General features: G+C 62.2%; 20 protein-coding genes, 1 tRNA gene and 1 other RNA gene. 16 read left to right on the forward strand and 6 right to left on the reverse strand.

From position 1 onward, the window contains the following. Nucleotides 1–2: 2 nt before the first annotated feature. Together ACX2DJ_RS07325 and ACX2DJ_RS07330 are read right to left on the reverse strand one after the other, a co-directional pair. Complete coding sequence (locus ACX2DJ_RS07325; protein ID WP_462571811.1) at nt 3–1823, reverse strand: ABC-F family ATP-binding cassette domain-containing protein; 1821 nt, start codon at nt 1821–1823, stop codon at nt 3–5. Between the two features lie 48 nt (nt 1824–1871). Beyond that, nucleotides 1872–3452 carry an amidohydrolase family protein gene (locus tag ACX2DJ_RS07330; RefSeq protein ID WP_462571812.1) on the reverse strand — a complete coding sequence of 527 codons (1581 nt, stop codon included), beginning with the start codon at nt 3450–3452 and terminating at the stop codon, nt 1872–1874. Between the two features lie 113 nt (nt 3453–3565). On the opposite strand from ACX2DJ_RS07330, the gene ACX2DJ_RS07335 reads away from it, so the two are divergent. The 4 genes from ACX2DJ_RS07335 to ACX2DJ_RS07350 all read left to right on the forward strand — a co-directional run bounded on the left by ACX2DJ_RS07335 (nt 3566) and on the right by ACX2DJ_RS07350 (nt 6903). Further along, nucleotides 3566–4297, forward strand: a complete 732-nt coding sequence (locus ACX2DJ_RS07335; RefSeq protein ID WP_462571813.1) for an SIMPL domain-containing protein — start codon at nt 3566–3568, stop codon at nt 4295–4297. 69 nt (nt 4298–4366) lie between these two features. Further along, nucleotides 4367–4675, forward strand: a complete 309-nt coding sequence (locus ACX2DJ_RS07340; protein WP_462571814.1) for a PepSY domain-containing protein — start codon at nt 4367–4369, stop codon at nt 4673–4675. A 103-nt stretch (nt 4676–4778) separates the two neighbouring features. Further along, nucleotides 4779–5456, forward strand: coding sequence for a response regulator transcription factor (locus ACX2DJ_RS07345; protein WP_462571815.1), 678 nt, complete (start codon nt 4779–4781; stop codon nt 5454–5456). A 121-nt stretch (nt 5457–5577) separates the two neighbouring features. Next, on the forward strand, nt 5578–6903 hold the full coding sequence (locus tag ACX2DJ_RS07350) for a sensor histidine kinase (RefSeq protein ID WP_462572567.1): 1326 nt from the start codon (nt 5578–5580) through the stop codon (nt 6901–6903). Between the two features lie 2 nt (nt 6904–6905). Here the strand turns inward: ACX2DJ_RS07350 and ACX2DJ_RS07355 are convergent, their stop codons facing one another. Continuing rightward, nucleotides 6906–7292, reverse strand: a complete 387-nt coding sequence (locus ACX2DJ_RS07355; RefSeq protein ID WP_462571816.1) for a PilZ domain-containing protein — start codon at nt 7290–7292, stop codon at nt 6906–6908. A gap of 100 nt (nt 7293–7392) precedes the next feature. After that, nucleotides 7393–7731: a chorismate mutase gene (locus ACX2DJ_RS07360; protein WP_462571817.1), complete on the reverse strand. Its 339-nt coding sequence runs from the start codon at nt 7729–7731 to the stop codon at nt 7393–7395. 65 nt (nt 7732–7796) lie between these two features. Here ACX2DJ_RS07360 and ACX2DJ_RS07365 point away from each other — a divergent pair, with 65 nt between their 5' ends. The 11 genes from ACX2DJ_RS07365 (at nt 7797) to ACX2DJ_RS07415 (ending at nt 19936) form a co-directional block, all read left to right on the forward strand. Next, entirely contained in the window at nt 7797–8807 is a 1011-nt protein-coding gene (locus tag ACX2DJ_RS07365) for a polyprenyl synthetase family protein (RefSeq protein ID WP_462571818.1), read from the forward strand. A 29-nt stretch (nt 8808–8836) separates the two neighbouring features. After that, nucleotides 8837–9853, forward strand: a complete 1017-nt coding sequence (locus ACX2DJ_RS07370) for an aldo/keto reductase (protein WP_462571819.1) — start codon at nt 8837–8839, stop codon at nt 9851–9853. 19 nt (nt 9854–9872) lie between these two features. Next, nucleotides 9873–12302 (forward strand): ATP-dependent helicase HrpB, encoded by a 2430-nt coding sequence (hrpB, locus tag ACX2DJ_RS07375; RefSeq protein ID WP_462571820.1) that lies wholly within the window; start codon nt 9873–9875, stop codon nt 12300–12302. 118 nt (nt 12303–12420) lie between these two features. Beyond that, entirely contained in the window at nt 12421–12699 is a 279-nt protein-coding gene (locus ACX2DJ_RS07380; protein WP_462571821.1) for an ETC complex I subunit, read from the forward strand. 144 nt (nt 12700–12843) lie between these two features. Then, nucleotides 12844–12938, forward strand: an RNA gene (gene ffs, locus ACX2DJ_RS07385) — signal recognition particle sRNA small type. Nucleotides 12939–13044: 106 nt separating this feature from the next. Continuing rightward, a complete protein-coding gene (locus ACX2DJ_RS07390) occupies nt 13045–14856 on the forward strand; it encodes a DNA polymerase III subunit gamma/tau (RefSeq protein ID WP_462571822.1) in 1812 nt (603 codons plus the stop codon). Between the two features lie 6 nt (nt 14857–14862). Beyond that, the gene (locus ACX2DJ_RS07395) at nt 14863–15204 is read left to right on the forward strand and encodes a YbaB/EbfC family nucleoid-associated protein (RefSeq protein ID WP_462571823.1); all 342 of its coding nucleotides are present in this window, start codon (nt 14863–14865) and stop codon (nt 15202–15204) included. Between the two features lie 49 nt (nt 15205–15253). Further along, nucleotides 15254–16048, forward strand: coding sequence for a class II aldolase/adducin family protein (locus tag ACX2DJ_RS07400; protein ID WP_462571824.1), 795 nt, complete (start codon nt 15254–15256; stop codon nt 16046–16048). A gap of 63 nt (nt 16049–16111) precedes the next feature. Beyond that, nucleotides 16112–16864: a hypothetical protein gene (locus tag ACX2DJ_RS07405; protein ID WP_462571825.1), complete on the forward strand. Its 753-nt coding sequence runs from the start codon at nt 16112–16114 to the stop codon at nt 16862–16864. 129 nt (nt 16865–16993) lie between these two features. Continuing rightward, nucleotides 16994–19390, forward strand: a complete 2397-nt coding sequence (gene lon / locus ACX2DJ_RS07410; RefSeq protein ID WP_462571826.1) for an endopeptidase La — start codon at nt 16994–16996, stop codon at nt 19388–19390. A gap of 273 nt (nt 19391–19663) precedes the next feature. Further along, nucleotides 19664–19936, forward strand: coding sequence for an HU family DNA-binding protein (locus ACX2DJ_RS07415; RefSeq protein ID WP_462571827.1), 273 nt, complete (start codon nt 19664–19666; stop codon nt 19934–19936). 103 nt (nt 19937–20039) lie between these two features. Here ACX2DJ_RS07415 and ACX2DJ_RS07420 read toward each other — a convergent pair whose 3' ends face one another. Together ACX2DJ_RS07420 and rlmB are read right to left on the reverse strand one after the other, a co-directional pair. After that, nucleotides 20040–20906 carry a hypothetical protein gene (locus tag ACX2DJ_RS07420; protein ID WP_462571828.1) on the reverse strand — a complete coding sequence of 289 codons (867 nt, stop codon included), beginning with the start codon at nt 20904–20906 and terminating at the stop codon, nt 20040–20042. A gap of 21 nt (nt 20907–20927) precedes the next feature. Further along, entirely contained in the window at nt 20928–21722 is a 795-nt protein-coding gene (gene rlmB / locus ACX2DJ_RS07425) for a 23S rRNA (guanosine(2251)-2'-O)-methyltransferase RlmB (RefSeq protein WP_462571829.1), read from the reverse strand. A 138-nt stretch (nt 21723–21860) separates the two neighbouring features. On the opposite strand from rlmB, the gene ACX2DJ_RS07430 reads away from it, so the two are divergent. Beyond that, nucleotides 21861–21946: transfer RNA gene (locus ACX2DJ_RS07430), tRNA-Tyr, on the forward strand. The last annotated feature ends 60 nt before the right edge of the window (nt 21947–22006 follow it).

Here is a 22006-nt window from a genome sequence, read left to right on the forward strand (position 1 = left end):
GATCATCCCTCGACCATCTCCGCCAGTTCAAGCCAGCGTTCTTCCGCCGCATCCTTTTCGGCGCGGGCATTCTCGATGCCCTGGCTGATGGTGGCGAATTTCTGCGGGTCGGCGGCGTAAAGGTCTGGATCGGACAGGATTGCTTCGCCCTTGGCGATGGCGGCTTCCAGCTCTTCGATCCGTGCGGGCAGCAATTGGTAATCGCGCTGATCCTTATAGGAAAGCTTGCCCGATTTCGTTGGGGGTGGAGGTGTCGTTGGCGCAGGTTTGCTGCCGTTTGCAGCGGGCTTGGGGCTGGCGGCATTTGGTTCGCGCCGCTTTTTCTCCCAATCTTCATATCCGCCCGCGACCACATCGACCTTGCCCGAACCATCAAGGCCGAGCGTGATGGTGACGGTGCGATCAAGGAAATCGCGGTCATGGCTCACGATCAGCACCGTGCCGTCGAAATCGGCGATCACTTCCTGCAACAGGTCGAGCGTTTCGAGGTCGAGATCGTTGGTCGGCTCGTCAAGCACCAGCAAATTGGCCGTGCGGGCAAATTCGCGTGCCAGCAGCAGGCGCGATCGCTCGCCGCCAGACAATATGCCAACCTTGGTGTCGACGATCTTGGGATCGAACAGGAAGTCCTTGAGGTATGCCTGCACGTGCTTGCGATTGCCGCGCACATCGATCCAGTCGCCGCCCTCGGCCAGCACCTGGCGCACGGTGCGGTCAGGCTCCATCAGGCTGCGCTGCTGGTCGATCATCACGCCGGACAACTTCTTCGATATCTCAATAGTGCCGCTGTCAGGCTGCATTTCGCCGGTAAGCAGTTTGAGCAGCGTGGTCTTGCCCGCCCCATTCGCGCCGACGATGCCGATCCGGTCGCCGCGCTGGATGCGCAGCGAAAAGTCGCGGATCACGCGGTTCTCGCCGAAGGACTTGCTGACCCTGTCGACCACGATCACCGATTTGGACTTGAACTCCTCGTCGCTCGCCAGCTTGAGTTTTGCGGTGCCGGCGCTGCTGATCATTGCGGCACGGGCGGCGCGCATTTGCCACAGCTTTTCCAGTCGCCCCTGGTTGCGCTTGCGCCGTGCAGTTACGCCGCGCTCAAGCCAATGCGCCTCGATCTTCAGCTTTGCGTCGAGCTTCTCCGCCGCGCGCGCTTCTTCGGCATAGACCTGTTCTTCCCACGCCTCATAGCCGCCAAAGCCCACTTCCTTGCGCCGGATAATCCCGCGATCGAGCCACAGCGTGGCGCGGGTCAGCCGCTTGAGGAAGGTGCGATCATGGCTGATGACAACGAAAGCGCCCTTGTAGCGGGTGAGCCAGTCTTCCAGCCAGTCGATCGCGCTGAGATCGAGATGGTTGGTTGGCTCGTCCATCAGCAGCAGGTCAGGATCCTGCGCCAGCGCACGGGCAATCGCCGCCCGGCGCCGTTCGCCTCCGCTGGCAGTGGCGGCAGGGGTGGCCATATCGATGCCAAGCTGGCCGGCAATCGATTCCACTTCATGTGTCTCGGGCGGATGATCGCCGCCCAGCGCAAAGTCCATCAACGTAGTGTATTCGGAAAAGTCTGGCTCTTGCTCGAGGAATACGATCCGCAGGCCCGGCTTGACCTTGCGCTGCCCCCGGTCGGCCTCGATCCGGTTGTCGATGAGACGGAACAGCGTGGTCTTGCCCGCTCCGTTGCGCCCGATCAGCGCCAGCCGGTCGCGCGGGCCGATATGGAGATCGATCGGATCGCGCCCGGTTTCATTGGCCGGCCCGCCCAGCAGCCAGCGGCCGCCTTGCTGCAGGCCAAGGCCTTCCCAGGAAAGGATCGGTGGTTGCGCCATAGAGCGCGCCCGTTAGGCGAGGGCGCGCCGCGCGGCAAGCCGAACCCGCTACTTCGCAGCGATAGCGTTGTGCTTCAGCTTTTCCGCCTCAACCATTCTTGCCACGCTTTCGAGCAGGGCCGGTGCATCGAACACGATGCCGTCCTTGATCGTCCAGCGCACCCCGCCCACGGTTTCAAGCCGGTTGGTCACGCGGTTGAGGCGGGTATGCCCGGTGCCGTAAAGCACTTTGAGGTTCGCCAGCGGGTTTTCCGGCACGATCACCAGGTCAGCCAGTTTGCCTTCCTTGATCGATCCGAAGGGTGGCTCGCTGCCCAGAGGATCGTAGATCTCGCGGGCGCCATTGATGGTAGCCGCCTGAATCACCTCAAGCGGGGTAAGGCCAGCTTCGCGCAGCATTTCCAGCTCACCGATATAGGCAAAGCCCCAGGTCTGGTAGATATAGCCGGGATCGGAACCCGCGGTGATCCGCCCGCCGCGATCCTTGAACTCGCGCGTCAGATCGAACCACTTGCGATAAAATTCCCGCCAGGCCGCTTCGTCTTCGCTGGTCCAGTCATGGTAATAGCTGCCGTGATTGGTGAGGCTGGGCGCATAGAACTGCATCAGCGATGGAAGAGTATATTTTTCGTGCCATTCAAGGTTGCGCGCCCGCATCACGTCGCGGCTGGCGGAGTATATGTTGAACGTGGGGCTCAGCGTTACACCGCTGTCGATCATGAACTGGATGTATTCGTTCCATTCTTCGCTGCCCGGTTCGCCCGCCTGATCGGCCAGTTTCGCCACCCAGGCAAACCGCGATTGTTCGTCCAGGTAATTGTAATCGGAGGGGTATTGCGGGATTGCACTGCCATCGAGCAGGCTTTCGAAATGGCCGTAGAAATGGGTTACCCCGTCAAGCCCAAGTTCAATCGCCTTGCGTGCATTGACTTCGGCAACGCCCCGTTGGCCCAGGTGGGCAACCGTGCCCAGCTGCTGCTTTTCCGCCTCATCAAGGATCGCGCCCAGGATGTACGGCGGTTCATTGTTGAAGAACTTGACCCCGTCATACCCGCGCGCCTTGATCCAGCGCACCCATTCACGCCCCTTCTGCGGGCTGTCGATCGCGCCATTGGGCCAGACATCACCCGGCACGGCATAGGCAAACAGCCGCGGCGCGGTGATGGTGTTGGCGGCACTGCGCCGTTTCTGGTCAATCGAGGGATCGTTCGCGCCCCAACCGAAGCCCACCCCGCGCACGCTGGTGACGCCGTGCGCCAGCCACAGCTTGAAGCCATAGGAGGGCTGCGGAGCCTTGGAGGGATCGCCATTGTGGCCGTGCACATCCACAAAGCCGGGCATCACATACATGCCGCTGGCATCAATTACCCGGTCGGCTGCCACGCGCGCGCCGCCACCGCGCACGATCTGCGCGATGCGATTGCCCGTGACCACGATGTCGACCGGCCCCTCAGGCGGCGCACCGGTGCCGTCAATCATGGTTGCGCCCTGGATCAGCAAGGTCTGATAGGGCCCTTCACCCTCGCTGGCCGGGCGATCGGGCACGCGTTCCATCTGTCCCTGCGCACTCAGCGGCTGGGCCGCGCCGAACAATATCGCGGCCAGCCCGATCGTGAAATTCTTCAGCATCTTGCGCTCTCCCTGTGAGATTGCACCTAGCGCGCGCTTTGTCGCTTGCAAACAGGGGTATTCAGCGCATGGTAACATCATTTCCTACAGCAGGGGCTTCAGGAGGTATCCGAATGAAATATCCATTTATGGCCGCAGCCTTGGCGATCTCGGCCGTCGCAGTCCAACCGGTGGCCCATGCGGGCGAAGTGCAGATGACAGCCACCGGCCCGGTAATCGAGCTGAGCATCTATGAGTCGGTCGAGCTTGAACCCGATATCGCCACCATCAGCGCGGGCGTAACCAGCGAGGCTTTGACTGCTGTCGAGGCCTTGCGCGCCAATTCTGCCGAGATGCGGCGCGTGGTTGAGCGGATCAAGTCGCTCGGCATTGAGGCAAAGGACATCCAGACCAGCGGGATCAGTCTCAGTCCGCGCTACGACTATGACCGGGAAGGCCAAAAGCAGATCTTTCGCGGCTATCAGGTTTCGAACCGCGTTTCAGTGAAATTGCGAAAGATCGAACAGACAGGTGAGGTGCTCGATGCGCTGGTGGTAGCCGGTGCCACCGACATCGGCGGGCCGAGCTTCTCGGTCGATGATGACAGCGCCGCGCAGGAAACTGCCCGCAAGCGGGCGATGGAGCGGGCGCGCCAGCGTGCTGAGGCCTATGCTGCCATGGCTGGCTATGACGGTCTTCGCTTGCTCGAGATAAACGAAGCGCTGATGGGCAGTGGGCCGGTACCCATGGCCGACAAGCGGGTGATGGTGGCCCAAGAGAGCGCGGCCCCGCCGGTCGAGCCGGGGATGATCACCACCGGAGTGTCGCTATTGGTGAAATACGAAATGGTCAGGAACGGCCAGTGATTTCTGAACGCCGGGCGCGCGGCATATTCACACCTTGTTCAATGCTGCGCGCCTAGGCACGGTGCCATTATGAAGCGGATTGCCCTCATTCTTGCGCCTCTCGCATTGGCACTCACCGGCACCACCGGTGCGCTTGCGAACGAAGGCCAGGCTCGCAGCGATCAGGGCGAGGCGCGCAAGGAAATGCGGGCCGGCAATGTCCTGTCGCTGCGCGAGATCGAGCGCCGCGTGCTGCCCCAGATGCGCGGCAGCGAGTATCTCGGGCCATCCTATGATTCGACCGCGCTCGCCTATCGCCTCAAATTCATCAAGGACGGGCGCGTGACCTTTGTTGATGTCGATGCGCGCACCGGGCGCATCATCAATCGATCGCGCTGATCGGCCAAATTTGCGCGGGAGGAGAACCCCCTCAGCCGCTTGACGCCATTGGCACAAAGGCCCAACAGATTGCGCCATTGGATACAGGAACAGCAGGGAATTTATGCGCATCCTCATCGTCGAAGACGAACCGACCCTGGGCCAGCAGCTCAAGTCGACGCTTGAGCAGACCGGCTATGCGGTGGACCTTTCCACCGATGGCGAGGACGGCCATTTTATGGGCAGCACCGAAGATTATGACGCTGTCATTCTTGACCTGGGCCTGCCTGAAATTGACGGGCTGACGGTGCTGGGCATGTGGCGCAAGGAAGGGCGCGGCTTTCCCGTTCTGGTGCTGACTGCGCGCGACAGCTGGTCAGACAAGGTGGCCGGGCTTGACGCAGGGGCGGATGATTATCTCGCCAAGCCGTTCCAGACGGAAGAGTTGATCGCGCGGCTGCGCGCGCTCATCCGCCGTGCTTCAGGCAATACCTCTGCCGAACTGACTGCGGGTGACGTGCGGCTCGACACGCGTTCGGGCCGCGTCACGTTAAATGGCGAACCGGTCAAGCTGACGGCGCAGGAATACAAGCTGCTGTCCTATCTCATGCACCACAAGGGCAAGGTGGTGAGCCGCACCGAATTGATCGAGCATATTTATGACCAGGATTTCGATCGCGATTCGAACACTATTGAAGTGTTCGTGACGCGCATCCGCAAGAAACTCGGCGCAGAAGTGATTACGACGATACGTGGCCTCGGATACAGCCTCGACGACCCCGCTGACCAGCCACGGGGCTGATCCGGATGTAGCGCAGGAGGGAACAGTGCCCCCCGCGCCGCAGCCGGTTATCCGGCCAGCTCCGGCTGACATTCCGCAAGCAGTGCCGCTTGTCGCGGGCCAAGGCAGCCTGGCCAGGCGCATGGCGCTGATCGCGGCGGGGTGGATTGCGGTTTTGTTGCTGCTTGGCGGCGTTGCGCTCGATCGCACGCTCACCAGCCTCGTCTCGCGCAATTTTGACGAACAGCTCGAATACATGCTGACCGCGATGATCGCCTCGGCGGAAATCGGGCCTGATGGCGAGGTGTTCTTCTACCGCACGCTGGGCGACCAGCGCTTCCTTGAACCCAACAGCGGGCTTTACTGGCAGATCACCGGCGACGGGTTCGAGCCATGGCCCTCGCGCAGCCTGTGGGATCGCACGCTCAGCCTGCGCGGCGACCACATCGACAACGAAGCGCACTTTTACGATTCAAACCAGTTTGCGGGTGAACCGCTGCGAATGGCTGAGCGTACTGTGATCCTGCCAGGCAGCGAAACACGCTGGTCCTTCGCGGTGGCTTCCGCGACGGAAGATCTGGACGATCAGATCGCCAGAATCCGTGCAATACTGGCATGGAGTTTCGCGGTGCTCGGACTCGGCCTTTTCCTGATGGCACTGTTCCAGATACGCTATGGCCTGTCGCCCTTGCGGCGCGTGCGCGCGGCGATTCAGAAATTGCGAACCACCGGGGCGAACCGGATTTCCGAACCACTTCCCGAGGAGGTGCAACCACTGGTGCAGGAATTGAACGAGTTGCTCGAACATTCCGAGCGCCAGGCCGAGGAAGCGCGCACCCATGCCGGCAATCTTGCGCATGCACTCAAGACCCCGCTGACCGTAGTCAACAATGCCGCGACCGCACATGCGCCCGACCTCGCCGAAACGGTGATCCGCGAAGCGCGCACCATGCGCCGCCATGTTGATCACCATCTGGCGCGGGCGAGGGCAGTGGGGCGACGCGCGATCGGGCGTGCGCGCACGCCGGTATGCGAAAGCGCCGAGGCGGTTCGCCGCGCGGTCGAGCGGCTCTACCCGGAAGTTCGCGTCGACATTGCCGGCAATCGCCAGGCGCTGGTGGCAATCGAGCGACAGGACCTTGACGAAATTCTGGGCAATCTGATCGAGAATGCGGCCAAGTATGGCGGCGGCAGCGTGTTCGTGACGGTCGATGAAGATCCTGACGCGCCTGTATGCTCGATCTGGGTGGAAGATGATGGCAAGGGCATTCCACCGGAAAAGCGCGAGGAAATCTTTGTGCGCGGTGCCCGGCTTGACACCGGCAAACCCGGCACAGGGCTGGGGCTTGCGATCGTGCGCGACGTGGCAGAGATCTATGGCGGTTCGGTTGAGCTTGACGATAGCGAGGATCTGGGCGGTTTGCTGGTGAAGCTGTCATTGCCGCGGGCAGCAGGCGCCGGGGGATGATGCTAACTCAAATCTCCGCGAACCCACGCGCGTGCCGTGCGCAGCATTTCCTGTTGTGACATTGAATCGTAATTATCATGCAATTGGCGCAGTGCATGCAAGGTTTCAGCCGGGACGGGTTCTTCGAAAGTAACGCCGATCCTGACGCCATGTGCCCATACGCGATCGAAAAAGGCGTCAAGCGGCGGGCATTGCAGAATGCCGCTCTGGCTGATCGGTCGTGTTTTCTGAATGACTATCCTGGCGCCGGTCTGCGATATATTTTCCAGGATACAAGGAAGCGCCCCGTCGACAAGGACCAGGCGAGCCGGCATGTAAAGCCTTAGGCGCGCAGCAGCACGTCTTCCCGTATGCGTGTGCGCCGCCAAATCTGGCAGCTTCTTTTCCACGCTCAGCGCATTAAAGGAAAACGACCGCAAAAGACAGAAGGCAGTGCCCGGGCAATCCCTTATACCCGATCCGCAACCGATTCAGTTCGGCCGGTTGGCATCAATTCTGCCGGGATTGCGCCTTTTCGTGGTGGCGGATCACCTCATCAATGATGAAACGCAGGAATTTCTCGCTGAACTCTGGATCGAGATTGGCCTCTTCGGATAGCTTGCGCAGCCGCGCGATCTGCCTTTCCTCGCGCGCCGGGTCTGCCGGGGGCAGGGTCACCTTCGCCTTGTATTCACCCACTGCCTGGGTGATGCGGAATCGTTCAGCCAGCATATGGATCAGCGCGGCATCGATATTGTCGATGCTCTTGCGGAAACTGGCAAGAACCGGATCGGGGGCGCTGCCGGAAGCGGCATCGCCATCACTGGAGTAGGGTGGCTGGCTCGACATAGGTCGCCATTGCTAGCAGCAAATCCACGCTTGCCAAGCAGGCTTGCGAGCGCCATGGCCGCAGCATGAGTGCCGAGGTCGTCCCTCTCCCCCGCAAGCAGCCTTCGCTGGAACCGATGCTGTCGCTGACGGCAGGCGGCATGAACGCGGTCAATTCCGTGATCCTTGAGAGGATGCAGAGCGAGATTCCATTGATACCGGCGCTGGCAGGACATCTGATTTCCGGCGGCGGCAAACGGTTGAGGCCGATGCTGACGCTCGCGGGTGCGGCGCTGGTTGGCTACGAGGGCACGCGTCACCACAAGCTCGCCGCCGCGGTCGAGTTCATCCATACAGCAACGCTGCTGCATGACGATGTGGTGGACGGCAGCGAGCTCAGGCGGGGCAAGGCGGCAGCCAATATCATTTTCGGCAATCCGGCCACGGTGCTGGTGGGCGATTTCCTGTTCAGCCGCGCTTTCGAACTGATGACCGAGGACGGATCGCTGCGCGTGCTCAAGATTCTGAGCCATGCCAGCGCCGTGATCGCCGAGGGCGAAGTGTCGCAATTGTCTGCGCAACGGCAGATTGAAACCAGCGAAGAGCGCTATCTCCAGATCATCGGCGCCAAGACCGCCGCGCTGTTCGCGGCTGCCAGCCAGATCAGTGCGGTAGTGGCCGAATGCGGTCACGAGCAGGAGCGCGCGCTCGAGGATTACGGCCGCAATCTGGGCGTGGCATTCCAGCTGGTCGACGATGCACTCGATTATGATGCGGACGCGGCACAAATGGGCAAGGACCAGGGTGACGATTTCCGTGAAGGCAAGATGACGCTGCCGGTTATCCTGGCCTATGCTCGCGGAGGCGAGCCGGAGCGCAAGTTCTGGAAAGACGCGATCCTGGGCCACCGCTCATCCGATGCGGACCTGGGCCATGCCATCGAGCTGATGGCACGGCACAATGCAGTTGCAGATACGCGCGAACGTGCCCGCCATTTTGCCCAGCGCGCCATAGACGCGATTTCGATTTTCCCGGACAGCAAGGCGCGTCAGGCGTTGGCCGAAGCGGCACAGTTCGCGGTCGCGCGGGGTTATTAGGGCCCGCCACTTTTCCCTGGAGATTGAATATGCAGCATCGCCGCTTGGGCTCATCAGCAATCGTCGTGTCGGACATCTGCATGGGCACCATGACCTTTGGCAGCCAGACCGACGAGGCCGAGGCGCTGCGGATTCTCGACGCCTGTTTCGATGCCGGGATCGATTTCTACGATACAGCAGAAGGTTATCCGGTGCCGCCTGACACCAAATGGGTGGGGCGGACAGAAGACATCGTCGGCAAATGGCTCAAGACCAAGCCGCGCGATGCCATCATCCTGGCGACCAAGGTTTCCGGCCCCAGCCATGTTTGGTTTCGCAGCCCCAAACGTGCGGGAATGACCGCGCTCGACCGGCGCAATATCATGGTCGCGGTGGAGGAGAGCCTGAAGCGGCTCGGCACGGACTATATTGACCTCTACCAGACCCACTGGCCCGATCACGACACACCTTATGACGAGACGATGGAAGTGCTCGACGAGCTTGTGCGTGCGGGCAAGGTCCGTATCACCGGCTGCTCGAACGAGACAAGCTGGGGCCTGATGAAGTCCATTGCCGCGGCCGAGCGGTTGGGAACTGCGCGTTACCAGACGATCCAGAACAATTTCAGCCTCAACAACCGGCGGTTCGAAGACGAGCTGAAGCAGGTCTGCCGCAAGGAAGGGGTCAGCCTGATACCCTATTCGCCAATCGCCGGCGGGGTGCTCTCGGGCAAGTACAATGGCGGCGCGCGGCCCGAGGGTGCGCGGTTCAGCCGCTATCTTGGCATGGAAGGGCGGCAGGCGGAAATGGGCCGGCGCTTCGTCAACGAACGTTCGCTCGAATCGACGGCGCGCTATGCGCAAATCGCCGAGGAGGCCGGGCTCGATCCGGTGACCATGGCGGTTGCATGGTCGAAGCAACACGATTTTGTCGCTTCCACGATTGTCGGCGTGTCTTGTTTCGACCAGCTCGATCCGATCCTGGCCGCCGCCGATATCGTGCTGGGTGAGGATACGCTCAAGGCGATCAACAAGGTCTCGCGAGAAATCCCTTACCCGATGGGATAGGATGCGGCATGGCAAGGCCATGAGCGAGCTTCCGATCAACGCCGTGATGCCGCAGGTGCTCGGCGCGCTGGCCGATGGCGGCGCAGCGGTGCTGGTTGCGCCGCCCGGTGCGGGCAAGACCACGGCGGTGGCCCCCGCATTGCTCGATCAGCCGTGGCGCAGCGGCCAGATCATCCTCACCAGCCCGCGCAGGGTTGCCGCGCGTGCCGCAGCCGAACGCATGGCAGAAATGCTGGGCGAAAAGCCCGGAGAGACCGTAGGCTACTTGACCCGGCTCGACAGCAAGACTTCTGCCAGAACCCGCATTCTCGTGGTGACCGAAGCGATCTTCGTTAATCGGATCGTCGAGGACCCGGAATTGTCCGGCATCAGCGCAGTGCTGTTCGACGAGGCGCATGAACGCCACCTCGACAGCGATCTGGGGCTTGCGCTTGCACTCGAGAGCCGGGCGGTTCTGCGTGAAGACCTGCGCGTGCTGGTGATGAGCGCAACGATTGACGGGGCGCGCTTCGCGCAGCTGCTGGGCGAGGACACGCAGGTGGTCGAAAGCGAGGGCCGGGCCTATCCGCTCGAAATTCGCTGGCTCGGCGCATCGCCCGATGCGCGGATTGAAGATGCGATGGCCCGTGCGGTGATGCAGGCCTGGCGCGAGGAAGAAGGCGACATCCTGGCCTTCCTGCCCGGCGTGGGCGAGATCGAGCGCACCCGCGAACGACTGGAGGCGAAGCTGCCCGGCGTCCCGGTGCTGCCACTGCATGGACAGGTCGAGCCCGCAGCGCAGCGTGCGGCGATCCGGCGCGATCCTGAAGGCCGCCGCCGGATCGTGCTGGCGACGGCGATTGCGGAAACCTCGCTCACGCTCGACGGTGTATCGGTGGTGGTTGATAGCGGACTCGCGCGCCACGCGGAATATGACAAGGCGGCGGGAACCACGCATCTGGTGACCTATCGCGCCAGCCAGGCGGCGGCGGCGCAAAGGGCCGGGCGCGCGGCGCGGCAGGGGCCGGGGGTCGCCTATCGCCTGTGGGATGAGCACGGCCACGCCGGACGGCCTGCATTCGACCTTCCTGAAATCGAGACCGCTGATCTGGCTCCGCTGGTGCTGACGCTGGCGAAATGGGGCACCGCCGTTCCAGCCTCGCTGCCCTGGATTGACCCGCCGCCCGAGGCTGCGGTGTCGGCGGGGCGCGCGCAGTTGATGCAGCTTGGTGCGCTTGATAGCGATGGCCGGATCACGCCGCAGGGGGAGCGGATTGCGTCCTTGCCGATGGACCCTGTGTCTGCCGCTGCGGTGCTGCTGGGGGCGGAGGCTGGCCAGGCCGGGCAGGTGGCGAAACTGGTGCTGTTGCTCCAGGAGCGCGGGCTGGGTGGACGCGAAGAGGACTTGCTGCGGCGGATGCAGCGCAGGAATGGCGAGCGTGGAAGCCGCACTGGCCCATCGCGCAAGCTGGCGGCGCGATGGGCCAGTGCGGCGGAAAAACTAGTCCCTGCGAAGGATCGTACAGCCGCCAATCCCGCGATCTTCTTCGCCTTGGCTCGGCCCGACTTCGTGGCCAAACGCCGTGACGCATCGGGCGAGCAATGGCTTTCGGCAGGGGGCAGGGGGTTCCAGCTTGACGCGGCATCTCCGCTGGCACGCGCCGAATGGCTGGTGATTGGCGACGCGCAGGGCCAGGCCAAGGGCGCGCGGATCACCGCCGCCGCCGAATTGAGCGCGCAGGAGATCGAGCAACACCTTGCTGGCAGGATCGAGAGACGCTCGATAATCCGCTGGAACAAGGACGAAAATCGGATCGAGGCACGGCTCGAAAGGCGGCTCGGCGCGATCACGCTGGCAAGCGGCCCGGACCCCGATCCCGATCCGGAAGCGATTGTGGATAAGCTTGTGGACATAGCGGTGGAGAAGCTGGGGGAACTGCTCCCGGCGGGCCTGCTGGCGCGCGGTGATTTTGCAGGCATCCGGGCGCTTGATCTCGAAATTCTGCGACCCAATGCCCCGGTCTGGCTGCGCCCCTTGCTGGACGGGCGGCGCGACCTCGACCTGCCGCGCGGCAGGATCATTGACGCCGTTCTGGGCCAGCTCGACTGGGATGACCGCCAGCGGCTCGATCGTGCGGCGCCGCGCGAATTTAGGTCGCCAGCCGGTACGCACCATCCAATCGACTATGCGGGCGAGGATGCGCCCAGTGCAGAGGTGCGAGTGCAGGCGCTGTTCGGGCTAGACCGGCACCCGATGGTGGGGGATATGCCGCTGTTGCTCAAGCTTACCAGCCCGGCAGGCCGCCCGATCCAGTCGACCCGCGATCTGCCGGGTTTCTGGCGCGGCAGCTGGGCAGATGTGAAAAAGGACATGAAGGGTCGCTATCCCAAACATCGCTGGCCGGATGAGCCATGGGCGGAAAAACCCAGCCTCAAGACCAAAAACGCCTTCAATCGCAGCGAGAGTTGAATTAGGGGGTCTCGGGTACGACGTAGTCGGACCGCAAGCGCGACTGCGCGTCGGCCGGTTAGGCCGGAGCCAAGGCGGACGGATGTCCGCCGCCCGGCGATTGAGGGACACGACAGAAATGAGCGCGAGAATCTATCAGAGACCGAAGAACGCCATGCAGTCAGGCAAGGCGCGCACGCAGGAATGGGTGCTCGAATTCGAGCAATCCGAAGCGCGGCGCCCCGATCCGCTGATGGGCTGGACCGGCAGCGGCGATACGCAGGCGCAGGTTTCGCTGACCTTTCCGAGCAAGGATGCGGCCAGGGCTTATGCCGAGAAATACGGCATCGCGGCGCGTGTCCATGCGACGCCGCCCAAGGCGCTGAAACTGCAAGCCTACGCTGATAATTTCCGGTAAAGGCCCGTCATTGCGAGGAGCCCGATAGGGCGACGCGGCAATCCATTACGGGCCATGGATTGGTTGGCCTTTGGCCGACTTCGTCTCGCTGCGCTCGCAATGACGAGTGACTTGAAATCCGCCTCACATCCGGCCATATGCGCCCTGGGAGTCGGTCGGACGTTCGCGTCCGCTCACCGGGTCAGGTCCGGAAGGAAGCAGCCCAGGTGGATGGCAGCGGGTCGGCCGGCTCCTTTAGCTTTTTGCGCCGGTGCCGTTCTTCAGCAAGAACGTCCGGCTCCTTTTCCATGCATTTATGCAGTCCGATGGCATGACAATGCTGCGCCAAGCGCGTAGCAAGCAGGCATGGGTGATTCACCGGATAATTCGGATACCCCGCCCTGGGATCAGGAGCAGGAGGACGAGAAGGCGAGCGCCGCCGAACTCGAGGCAGCTGGCCAGTCGGCCATGTTTGGCGATCCCGCTCCGGCTTCGGCGCCAGAGCCGGGTGTAGTAACTGCGGCAGAATCCGAGCCGGCCGCACCTTCCGTGAGCCAGCCCTATCGTGTGCTGGCGCGCAAATACCGCCCGCAGACATTCAGCGAGCTGATCGGGCAGGATGCGATGGTGCGCACGCTGGCCAATGCGATCGAGCGTGACCGGCTGGCACATGCCTTCCTGATGACCGGCGTGCGCGGGGTGGGCAAGACCTCGACCGCGCGGCTGATTGCCAAGGCATTGAACTGCGTCGGGCCAGACGGGCAGGGCGGACCCACGATCGATCCTTGTGGCAAGTGCGAGCCGTGCATCGCCATTGCTGAAGGGCGCCATATCGATGTGATCGAGATGGATGCTGCCAGCCACACCGGCGTGGACGATGTGCGCGAGATCATCGAGGCGGTGCGCTATTCGGCGGTTTCGGCGCGTTACAAGATTTACATCATCGACGAAGTCCACATGCTCAGCCGCAATGCCTTCAACGCCTTGCTCAAGACGCTGGAAGAGCCGCCCGCGCATGTGAAATTCCTTTTTGCCACCACAGAGGTGGAGAAGCTGCCGGTCACGGTGCTGAGCCGCACCCAGCGTTTCGACCTGCGCCGGATCCCGTCCGAACTGCTGCAACAGCATTTCGCCCTGATTTGCGACAAGGAAGGGGTCGAAGCAGAGGCAGAGGCGTTACACATCATCGCCAATGCTGCCGAAGGATCGGTGCGTGACGGCCTTTCGATCCTCGACCAAGCGATAGCCCATGCCGATATGGGGGACGGGGGCAAGGTTACTGCGGCGCGGGTGCGCGACATGCTTGGCCTGGCCGACAAGAGCGCTCAGCGGCGCTTGCTTGGGCACCTGCTCGGCGGCGATGCCAAGGCGCTGCTCGATGCGGTGGAGGAACAATATGCGCTGGGGGTTGAGCCCATCGCCCTCATGCGCGGTTTGATGGATCTGATCCACCGCATCACCTTGGCGCAGGTCTCGGGGGCGGAACCCGATGCCCCGTCATCCGAGGAGCGGGCGGCGCTGGGTGAATTTGCGCAGCGCCTGTCAGCACCGCAGCTTCACCGCCTGTGGCAATTGCTGCTGAAGGGTCATGAGGAAGTGCGCCAGGCGCCCGATCCGCTGGTTTCGGCGCAAATGGCGCTGCTGCGGGTGATGCACGCAGCCGACATGCCCGATCCGGGCAAATTGGCGAAGCAGATCGAAGCATTGGTCGAACGCGGCGTTGCCCCCGCTGCAAGCATTTCGGAATCGCAACCGGCCGGCTCTGCTCCCGGTGAGGGGGCGCATTCGGAGGCGGCGGATTGGGCCGGGCTTGTGCAGCAGGTTGAAGACAGCGGGCAATTGCGTTTGGCGCAGCTCATGCGTGACTGGATGCGCGTGGTCGAGCTTGGGGCAGGGCGGCTTGTTTACCAGATCGCCGAGGGACTGGCCGAAGATCCCGGCCCCGAACTGCGCGATTGCCTGTTCCGGCTGACCGGCCAGCGCTGGCAGGTTGAGCGCGGCGAAGGCGAGGCATCCCCCACCTTGCGCGAGCAGGAACAGGCCGCAAAACTTGCCCGTGAAGAACAAATTCGGGAACATCCGCTGGTCAAGGCCGCTTTTGAAGCGTTCCCCGATGCGGAACTGCTGAGTGAGGGCGAGAATATCGCCCGGGCCGGTGGAAGCAAATGGAGTAGGTAACCCCCAATGAAATCGATGGAAGAGATGATCCAGGCCGCGCAAAAGGCAGCCGAAACGATCCAGACCCAGATGAACGAAATGCAGGCCAAGCTCGATTCGATTGAGGTCGAAGGGCAGGCTGGCGGCGGGCTGGCGAAAGTAAGGGCCAGCGCCAAGGGCCGTATTCTGGGCGTGACGATCGACGAAAGCCTGATGAAGCCGGAAGAGAAGCAAATGGTCGAGGATCTGGTCACCGCAGCCTTCAACGATGCGCGCGACAAGGCGGATCGCGTATCGAACGAGGAAATGCAGAAGATTCAGGGCGGGATGGGCCTGCCGCCGGGATTCAATTTGCCAGGCATGGGCTGAGCGCGACTGTGCTATAAACCTGGCGAACAGAGATCGGGGAGTTGATACGATGGCAACTTTGATGAATGACAATGGTTCTGGTTCGGATGCGGATATCCGCGCGCAGGTCAGCGACGAGGAATGGCAGGTTCGGGTTGATCTTGCCGCTGCCTATCGCCTGGTTGCGCTGTATGGCTGGGATGATCTGATCTTCACCCATCTTTCGGCCCGTGTGCCGGGGCCGGAACACCACTTCCTGATCAATCCCTATGACATGATGTTTGAGGAAATCACCGCGTCCTCGCTAGTCAAGATCGATGTCGAGGGGCAGCCGGTTATCCCCACCTCGCATCCGGTCAATCCGGCCGGTTTTACGATCCATTCCGCCCTGCACATGAATTGTGAGGATGCGCATGCGGTGATGCATCTTCATACTCCCGCCGGGCAGGCAGTCAGCGCCATGGCCGACGGGCTGATGGAGCATACGCAGACCAGCATGATCGCGCGCTCCGACATCGCCTATCACGAGTATGAAGGCATCGCGACCGATCTTGAAGAACGCGAACGACTGGTTGAGGACATGGGGGACAAGCACGTCATGATCCTGCGTAACCATGGCACGCTGGCAATCGGCAAGACCGTGGGCGAATGTTTCTTGCGGCTCTATTTCCTTGAGCGGGCCTGTGATGCGCAGGTCAAGATGCTCGCTGCCGGGCGTGACGGGCTGCACAATCCGCCGCAGGGAACGCCGGAAAAGGTCAAGGCGCAGACGCCGCCTGCCGGAATTGGAATGGTTGCCAATGCGCTTGCCTGGCCAGCGCTGCTCCGCAAGCTGGATCGGGTGGATCCCGGCTTCCGCGACTAGGGCTTGGGCGGGCAAGCGAATCCTGGTCCGGCCTTTGTCATAAGGGCCGAAGAACTGACCGCCGTGAACTATATCGCGGCCAGCCACCCACGGCCGCAATCGGTGGAATGGATCAACCGCGGCACCAACCAGCTCCTGCGGCCGACCACCACCGACATGCTGCTGCGGACGTTGTTCCAGCCTACGGATTCGCCCAGTGTTCAGCGGCTGCATGAAACGGCGGGATTGCGGATCGTGTTCCGTTCCGAGAGCGACCGGGTGCGGTTCGCCAGCGAATTCGAGGCTGCGCTGCGACGCGAACAGGCGGCGCGCGAACATGTTGTCACCGCCATTTTCGACGACCGCGAACGGGCCGAGGCAGCGATTGCCGATTTGTGTGCGGGCGGGTTTCCGCGGCAGTCGATCTCGCTGCTGTGCCGGGCGAGCCACTTCAGCGACCCTGAAGCCAAGTGGCCCGAAGGGCACCGCACACTGGACATTACCGGGGTTATCGCTGGCAGCGGTGTCGCAGGCGCGCTGCTGGGGCTGGCTGTCCTGCTCGTGCCAGGCGTGGGAGCAGTGGCGGCGGCCGGTGCGATCACGGGCTCTGCGATCAGCTCGATCGCTTCGATCAGCGGCATAATCGGCGCGACCGGAGGGGCAATCGCCAAGATGCTGACCGATCATGATGTCGACGGGGTGTCCGCCGCCTTCTATGACCGCCAGATCCAGCGCGGGAAAGTGTTCGTTTCGGTCGATGTCATGCACCCGGATGCCGACAGGGCGCGCGCGCGCGAAATCCTCGATGCACACGGTGGGCGCACTCCGCCCGGCTGACCGGGCAGCGGCAGGAATTGCGCCGGGTACGCCCCATCCACAGTTGCAGTGCTGCGCCCCATTGCGAGCCGCGACCCGGCTACCCATATTCACGGCAAAGGCAGGCCCCAATGGCTGCCACGGACATATATGACTCAAGAATACCCTCTTCTTCCGCTGCGCGACATCGTTGTGTTTCCCGGCATGGTCGTGCCGCTGTTTGTCGGACGGGACAAATCGGTCGCCGCCCTCGAAGCCGCAATGGAGGCCAGCAAGGACATCTTCCTGCTTGCCCAGCTTGATCCGGGATGCGACGATCCCGAAACCGATGATCTGTATGACATTGGTGTTGTTGCGCAGGTGCTCCAGCTGCTGAAGCTGCCTGATGGAACGGTTCGTGTGCTGGTCGAAGGCACGGCCCGTGCCCGCGTCCACGCTCTGCGTGCCGGGCAGGACCATGTAGTGGCAGACGTCTCGATGCTTGAGAGCGAGACGGTTTCAGGCAGCGAAGTTACCGCCCTGATGCGCCAGGTGGCAGAACAATTCGGCGAATATGCCAAACTCAACAAGAATCTGGGTGACGATGTCGCAAGCGATATTGGCGATATCGACGATGCAGGTGAACTGGCCGATACCATTTCTGCCGGGATCAGCGCCAAGGTGTCAGACAAGCAGGCGCTGCTGACGGAAACGAACCCGCTCAAGCGGCTCGAAATGGTCATGTCCTTCATGGAGGGCGAACTTTCGGTGCTGCAGGTCGAACGCAAGATCCGCGGCCGGGTGAAGCGCCAGATGGAGAAAACCCAGCGCGAATATTACCTCAACGAACAGCTCAAGGCGATTCAGAACGAACTGGGCGGGGGTAATGGCGAGGACGTTGATGAGCTGAGCGAACTCACCGAAAAGATCGAAAAGGCCAAGCTTTCAAAGGAAGCGCGGACGAAAGCCAAGGCCGAACTCAAGAAGCTCAAAAGCATGCAGCCGATGAGCGCCGAAGCAACCGTGATCCGCAATTATCTAGATGTGCTGCTTGGCTTGCCGTGGGGCAAGAAAAGCCGCCTGAAGAAAGATATCGGCAAGGCGCAGGAAATTCTCGATGCCGATCACTATGGCCTGGAAAAGGTCAAGGAACGGATCATCGAATATCTTGCGGTGCAGGCGCGCACCAACAGGCTCAAAGGCCCCATCCTGTGCCTGGTGGGCCCACCGGGCGTAGGCAAAACCTCGCTTGGCCAGTCGATCGCCCGCGCAACGGGGCGCAAGTTCGTGCGCCAGTCATTGGGCGGGGTGCGCGACGAAGCCGAAATTCGCGGCCATCGCCGCACCTATATTGGATCGATGCCGGGCAAGATCGTGAGCAACCTCAAGAAGGTTGGCACCTCGAACCCGCTGTTTCTGCTCGATGAAATCGACAAGCTGGGGCAGGATTTCCGCGGCGATCCCGCTTCGGCGCTGCTTGAAGTGCTCGATCCAGAACAGAACAGCGCGTTCCAGGACCATTATCTCGAGCTTGATCTTGACCTGTCCGACGTGATGTTCGTCACTACGGCGAACAGCCTCAACCTGCCGCAGCCGCTGCTTGACCGGATGGAGATCATCCGGCTCGAAGGCTATACCGAAGACGAGAAGGTCGAAATCGCCAAGCGTCACCTGATCGCCAAGCAGATCGAAGCCCACGGGCTCAAGAAGGGCGAATTCGAGCTGACCGAGGAAGGCCTGCGGGATCTGATCCGCTATTACACGCGCGAGGCCGGGGTGCGCACGCTGGAACGCGAGATTGCGCGGCTGGCGCGCAAGAGCCTGCGAAAGATCCTGGAGAAGGAAGCGACCAGCGTCACCATCACGCCGGAAAACCTTGGCGACTTTGCCGGGGTGCGCAAGTTCAAGCACGGCGTTTCCGAAGAGGAGGCGCAAGTTGGCGCGGTAACCGGGCTGGCCTGGACTTCGGTGGGCGGCGAGTTGCTGACCATCGAAAGTGTGACCACGCCGGGCAAGGGTGAGATCAAGTCAACCGGCAAGCTGGGCGAGGTCATGAGCGAAAGCATCGCGGCTGCATTCAGCTTCGTAAAGGCGCGCGCTCCTGCCTATGGCATTAAGCCCTCGCTGTTCCAGCGCCGAAACATCCACATCCACCTGCCTGAAGGCGCGGTGCCCAAGGATGGGCCGAGCGCGGGCATCGGCATGGTGACATCGATAGTGTCTGCTCTCACCGGCATCGCCGTGCGCCCCGACATTGCGATGACCGGCGAGGTAACATTGCGCGGAAGGGTGCTGGCGATTGGCGGGCTCAAGGAAAAGCTGCTCGCGGCATTGCGCGGCGGAATCAAGACGGTGCTCATCCCGGAAGAGAATGTGAAGGATCTGGCCGAGATTCCCGACAATGTGAAGGAAGGGCTGGAGATTATTCCGGTCAGCCATGTCGATGCAGTGCTGGAACTGGCGCTGACCGAGCCGCTCGAAGCGATCGAATGGAGCGAGGCTGACGATCTTGCCAGCCAGCCCGCGCCAAGCGGTATCAGCGGCGAAGGACACCCCACAGCGCATTGATCAGGGGCTGGATGCCAGACGGCATTCGATGGTGCGGTGCAGCGACTCGGCGTCGCCTGCACTCGCATCGCCGCGATCTGACAAGGTTAATTTGCAGGTGTTCGCGAGCCGTTCCCAACGGTTCATCGAAATTGGCCGTGAATTCTCCAGAAACGACGCATTTCTGCGCGATTTGCCTTTGACAGCCCCGCCAAAAACGTCTCAATTTGTGCGCTTTCGAAGTGGCCTTGAGCCTGTCAAAAATCCACAGTCGAGTTCCGGGGGATTTCCATAATGAATAAGAATGATCTGATCAGCGCGGTTGCCGATGCCAGCGGCCTGTCCAAGAGCGATGCTTCGAGCGCGATAGAGGGCGTGTTCGATACCATTACTTCGGCCCTGTCTGGCGGTGATGAAGTCCGGCTGGTCGGCTTTGGCACTTTTTCTGTCGCGAAGCGCAAGGCTTCGACCGGGCGCAACCCGCGCACCGGCGAGCCGATGACGATCAAGGCATCCAATCAGCCAAAGTTCAAGGCTGGCAAGGGCCTGAAGGACGCGGTCAATTGATCTGGCGGCGCAGCTTGCGGTAAAGGCCGCTGCGCCGATTTTTGAAGAATGCCCCGCAGGTTAGCCTGGCGGGGTTTTCTTTTGCCTGCCCGGCGCGCGGCGCTCAGTTGCCGAGCTTGATCAATGCGGTTGGAGCGGCCAGGCTGCGCTGGTCGACTTTCCATACCAATCGCGAAGCGTCCACGCCGCGGGCTGGGCCCTCATCGGTATTATTGGCCAGGATCTGGCCGTTGGTGACGATGGTGAAGGTACCATCCATAGTCGGCAGATTGGGCAGCTCGTCGGTCTTTCCCTTCGATCCGCCCATGGCCACCAGCCCGGCCATGCCGCCCATCATCGAACTCATCGGGTTGGCTTCGCCCTGTGCCGAAAATGCCGGGGCGATCACTCGCACCACATTGTCATCGCGCAGGACCACCTCGACGAACAGATTGGCCGGGGGGAATCCCTCTATCACCGGGAACATCATGTCGTGAGTCAGCTGGCCCGATACCGAATAGCTGACGTCGAACACTCCGTCGCCCTTGTGCTCGACCCGGCTCCAGCCCCTGTGGCGTAACAGCAGCGTGCGCAGTTCCTCAGCCGCTTCGGGATCGGTCGGATCGATCCCGCCCATCAGCTGCGCCATCTGCTGCGCCTCCTTTTGTGCCTTGGCCGCACGCTCCCCGGCTTGCGCTTCCCATTCCGCGCGCTGTTCCTCGATTTCGCTGAGTGTGCATTCGCGCTGTTCGAATTCGTCATCGAAGCAAGCATCTGCTTCAAACTCTTTGTTGACCGCATCCATCTGCGCCAGCTTGCTGAGGCCAAGAAAAAATATCTCGCCTTCATAGCTGAAACTGAACGAGCCATTCCGATCAAGCGCCAGTTCGGACGTGAACTTGCCGGGAGTGACGAAGCATCCCGTGAGCATCAGCGCAAACGCCGCCAGTATTGCGGCGGCAGCTGAGCACATTGGGCTGGGGACATTCATGGGCGGTTCCTTTCGGGCGTGTCAGCTTGATCGCGTTGCCACTGCATAAAGCGCAATTGCGGCGGCATTGGAAACATTGAGGCTTTCGACAGCGCGAGTGATCGGCAGCCTGGCGAGCGCATCGCAATGCGCCTCGATATTTTGCCTCATGCCGGCACCCTCCGCGCCCAGCACCAGCGCCACCGGGCCGGCAGGCAGCGCTTCTGCAAGTGTTGCCTCGGCATGTCCCGTCAGGCCGATGCGCCAGTATCCGGCTTCGGCAATTTCCTCCAGTGCGCGGGCCAGGTTCACCACGCGCACCCAGGGAACCACTTCCAGCGCACCCGAAGCCGATTTGGCAACCACGCCCGATTCGGGCGGTGCATGCCGGTCCTGCGTCACGATCGCCGCCGCGCCGAAGGCCGCGGCAGAACGCAGGATGGCGCCGACATTGTGCGGATCGGTAACCTGGTCAAGGATCACCAGAGGACGCGCGGCCTCGCGGTCCATTACTTCATCCAGGAAGACATCCTCCAGCGGCCCGCATTCGAGCACCAGGCCTTGATGTGGGGCGTCCTTCGCCACCAACCGGGCAAGGTCATGCACATCGGCATATTCAATCGGGAAATCGGGCGGCAGCTCGCCGTCGAGAGTGTCGATCCCCTCGCGCGTTGCCCAGAGCTTGCGATGCTGGCGCTCAGGATTCTTGAGCGCGGCTTCGACCGCGTGGCGTCCCCACAGGCGTACATTCCCGGTGCTGGCGCGGCCCGAACCGCGCCCGCCCTTCATTCTTCCCGCCCGTCCTCTGAGCGCGCGTTTGCGCTCGCCCTTGGCCATTGCCGATCTCCATAAAGTGCTGCCTATCCGCTCCCCTGCCAGCAGCACCATTGACAGGCAAGCGCCGCTTCGCCAAAGGGGCGCCTCTCGGCAAGCGGGGCCACACATCTGGCCCTTATTTTTCCGCAAGAATGGTGTGGACAGGTGGCCGAGTGGTTAAAGGCAGCAGACTGTAAATCTGCCCGCGCAAGCGTACGCTGGTTCGAATCCAGCCCTGTCCACCACTCTTCGCGAATGTGAGATACACGCCGCTGCCATGGCGGTGGCTCGAGCATTCGCGGCTT

It is taken from the genome of Altererythrobacter chaiwopuensis (genome assembly GCF_054957755.1).

Excerpts from the sequence above, each read along its gene's own strand:
- ACX2DJ_RS07370 (WP_462571819.1), top strand. The coding sequence starts at position 8,837 with ATGCAGCATCGCCGCTTGGGCTCATCAGCAATCGTCGTGTCGGACATC.
- ACX2DJ_RS07390 (WP_462571822.1), top strand. The coding sequence starts at position 13,045 with ATGGGTGATTCACCGGATAATTCGGATACCCCGCCCTGGGATCAGGAG.
- ACX2DJ_RS07340 (WP_462571814.1), top strand. The coding sequence starts at position 4,367 with ATGAAGCGGATTGCCCTCATTCTTGCGCCTCTCGCATTGGCACTCACC.
- ACX2DJ_RS07360 (WP_462571817.1), bottom strand. The coding sequence starts at position 7,731 with ATGTCGAGCCAGCCACCCTACTCCAGTGATGGCGATGCCGCTTCCGGC.
- ACX2DJ_RS07380 (WP_462571821.1), top strand. The coding sequence starts at position 12,421 with ATGAGCGCGAGAATCTATCAGAGACCGAAGAACGCCATGCAGTCAGGC.
- ACX2DJ_RS07400 (WP_462571824.1), top strand. The coding sequence starts at position 15,254 with ATGGCAACTTTGATGAATGACAATGGTTCTGGTTCGGATGCGGATATC.
- ACX2DJ_RS07350 (WP_462572567.1), top strand. The coding sequence starts at position 5,578 with ATGGCGCTGATCGCGGCGGGGTGGATTGCGGTTTTGTTGCTGCTTGGC.
- rlmB (WP_462571829.1), bottom strand. The coding sequence starts at position 21,722 with ATGGCCAAGGGCGAGCGCAAACGCGCGCTCAGAGGACGGGCGGGAAGA.
- ACX2DJ_RS07415 (WP_462571827.1), top strand. The coding sequence starts at position 19,664 with ATGAATAAGAATGATCTGATCAGCGCGGTTGCCGATGCCAGCGGCCTG.
- ACX2DJ_RS07335 (WP_462571813.1), top strand. The coding sequence starts at position 3,566 with ATGAAATATCCATTTATGGCCGCAGCCTTGGCGATCTCGGCCGTCGCA.
- ACX2DJ_RS07330 (WP_462571812.1), bottom strand. The coding sequence starts at position 3,452 with ATGCTGAAGAATTTCACGATCGGGCTGGCCGCGATATTGTTCGGCGCG.
- hrpB (WP_462571820.1), top strand. The coding sequence starts at position 9,873 with ATGAGCGAGCTTCCGATCAACGCCGTGATGCCGCAGGTGCTCGGCGCG.
- ACX2DJ_RS07395 (WP_462571823.1), top strand. The coding sequence starts at position 14,863 with ATGAAATCGATGGAAGAGATGATCCAGGCCGCGCAAAAGGCAGCCGAA.
- ACX2DJ_RS07365 (WP_462571818.1), top strand. The coding sequence starts at position 7,797 with ATGAGTGCCGAGGTCGTCCCTCTCCCCCGCAAGCAGCCTTCGCTGGAA.
- lon (WP_462571826.1), top strand. The coding sequence starts at position 16,994 with ATGACTCAAGAATACCCTCTTCTTCCGCTGCGCGACATCGTTGTGTTT.
- ACX2DJ_RS07345 (WP_462571815.1), top strand. The coding sequence starts at position 4,779 with ATGCGCATCCTCATCGTCGAAGACGAACCGACCCTGGGCCAGCAGCTC.
- ACX2DJ_RS07420 (WP_462571828.1), bottom strand. The coding sequence starts at position 20,906 with ATGAATGTCCCCAGCCCAATGTGCTCAGCTGCCGCCGCAATACTGGCG.
- ACX2DJ_RS07325 (WP_462571811.1), bottom strand. The coding sequence starts at position 1,823 with ATGGCGCAACCACCGATCCTTTCCTGGGAAGGCCTTGGCCTGCAGCAA.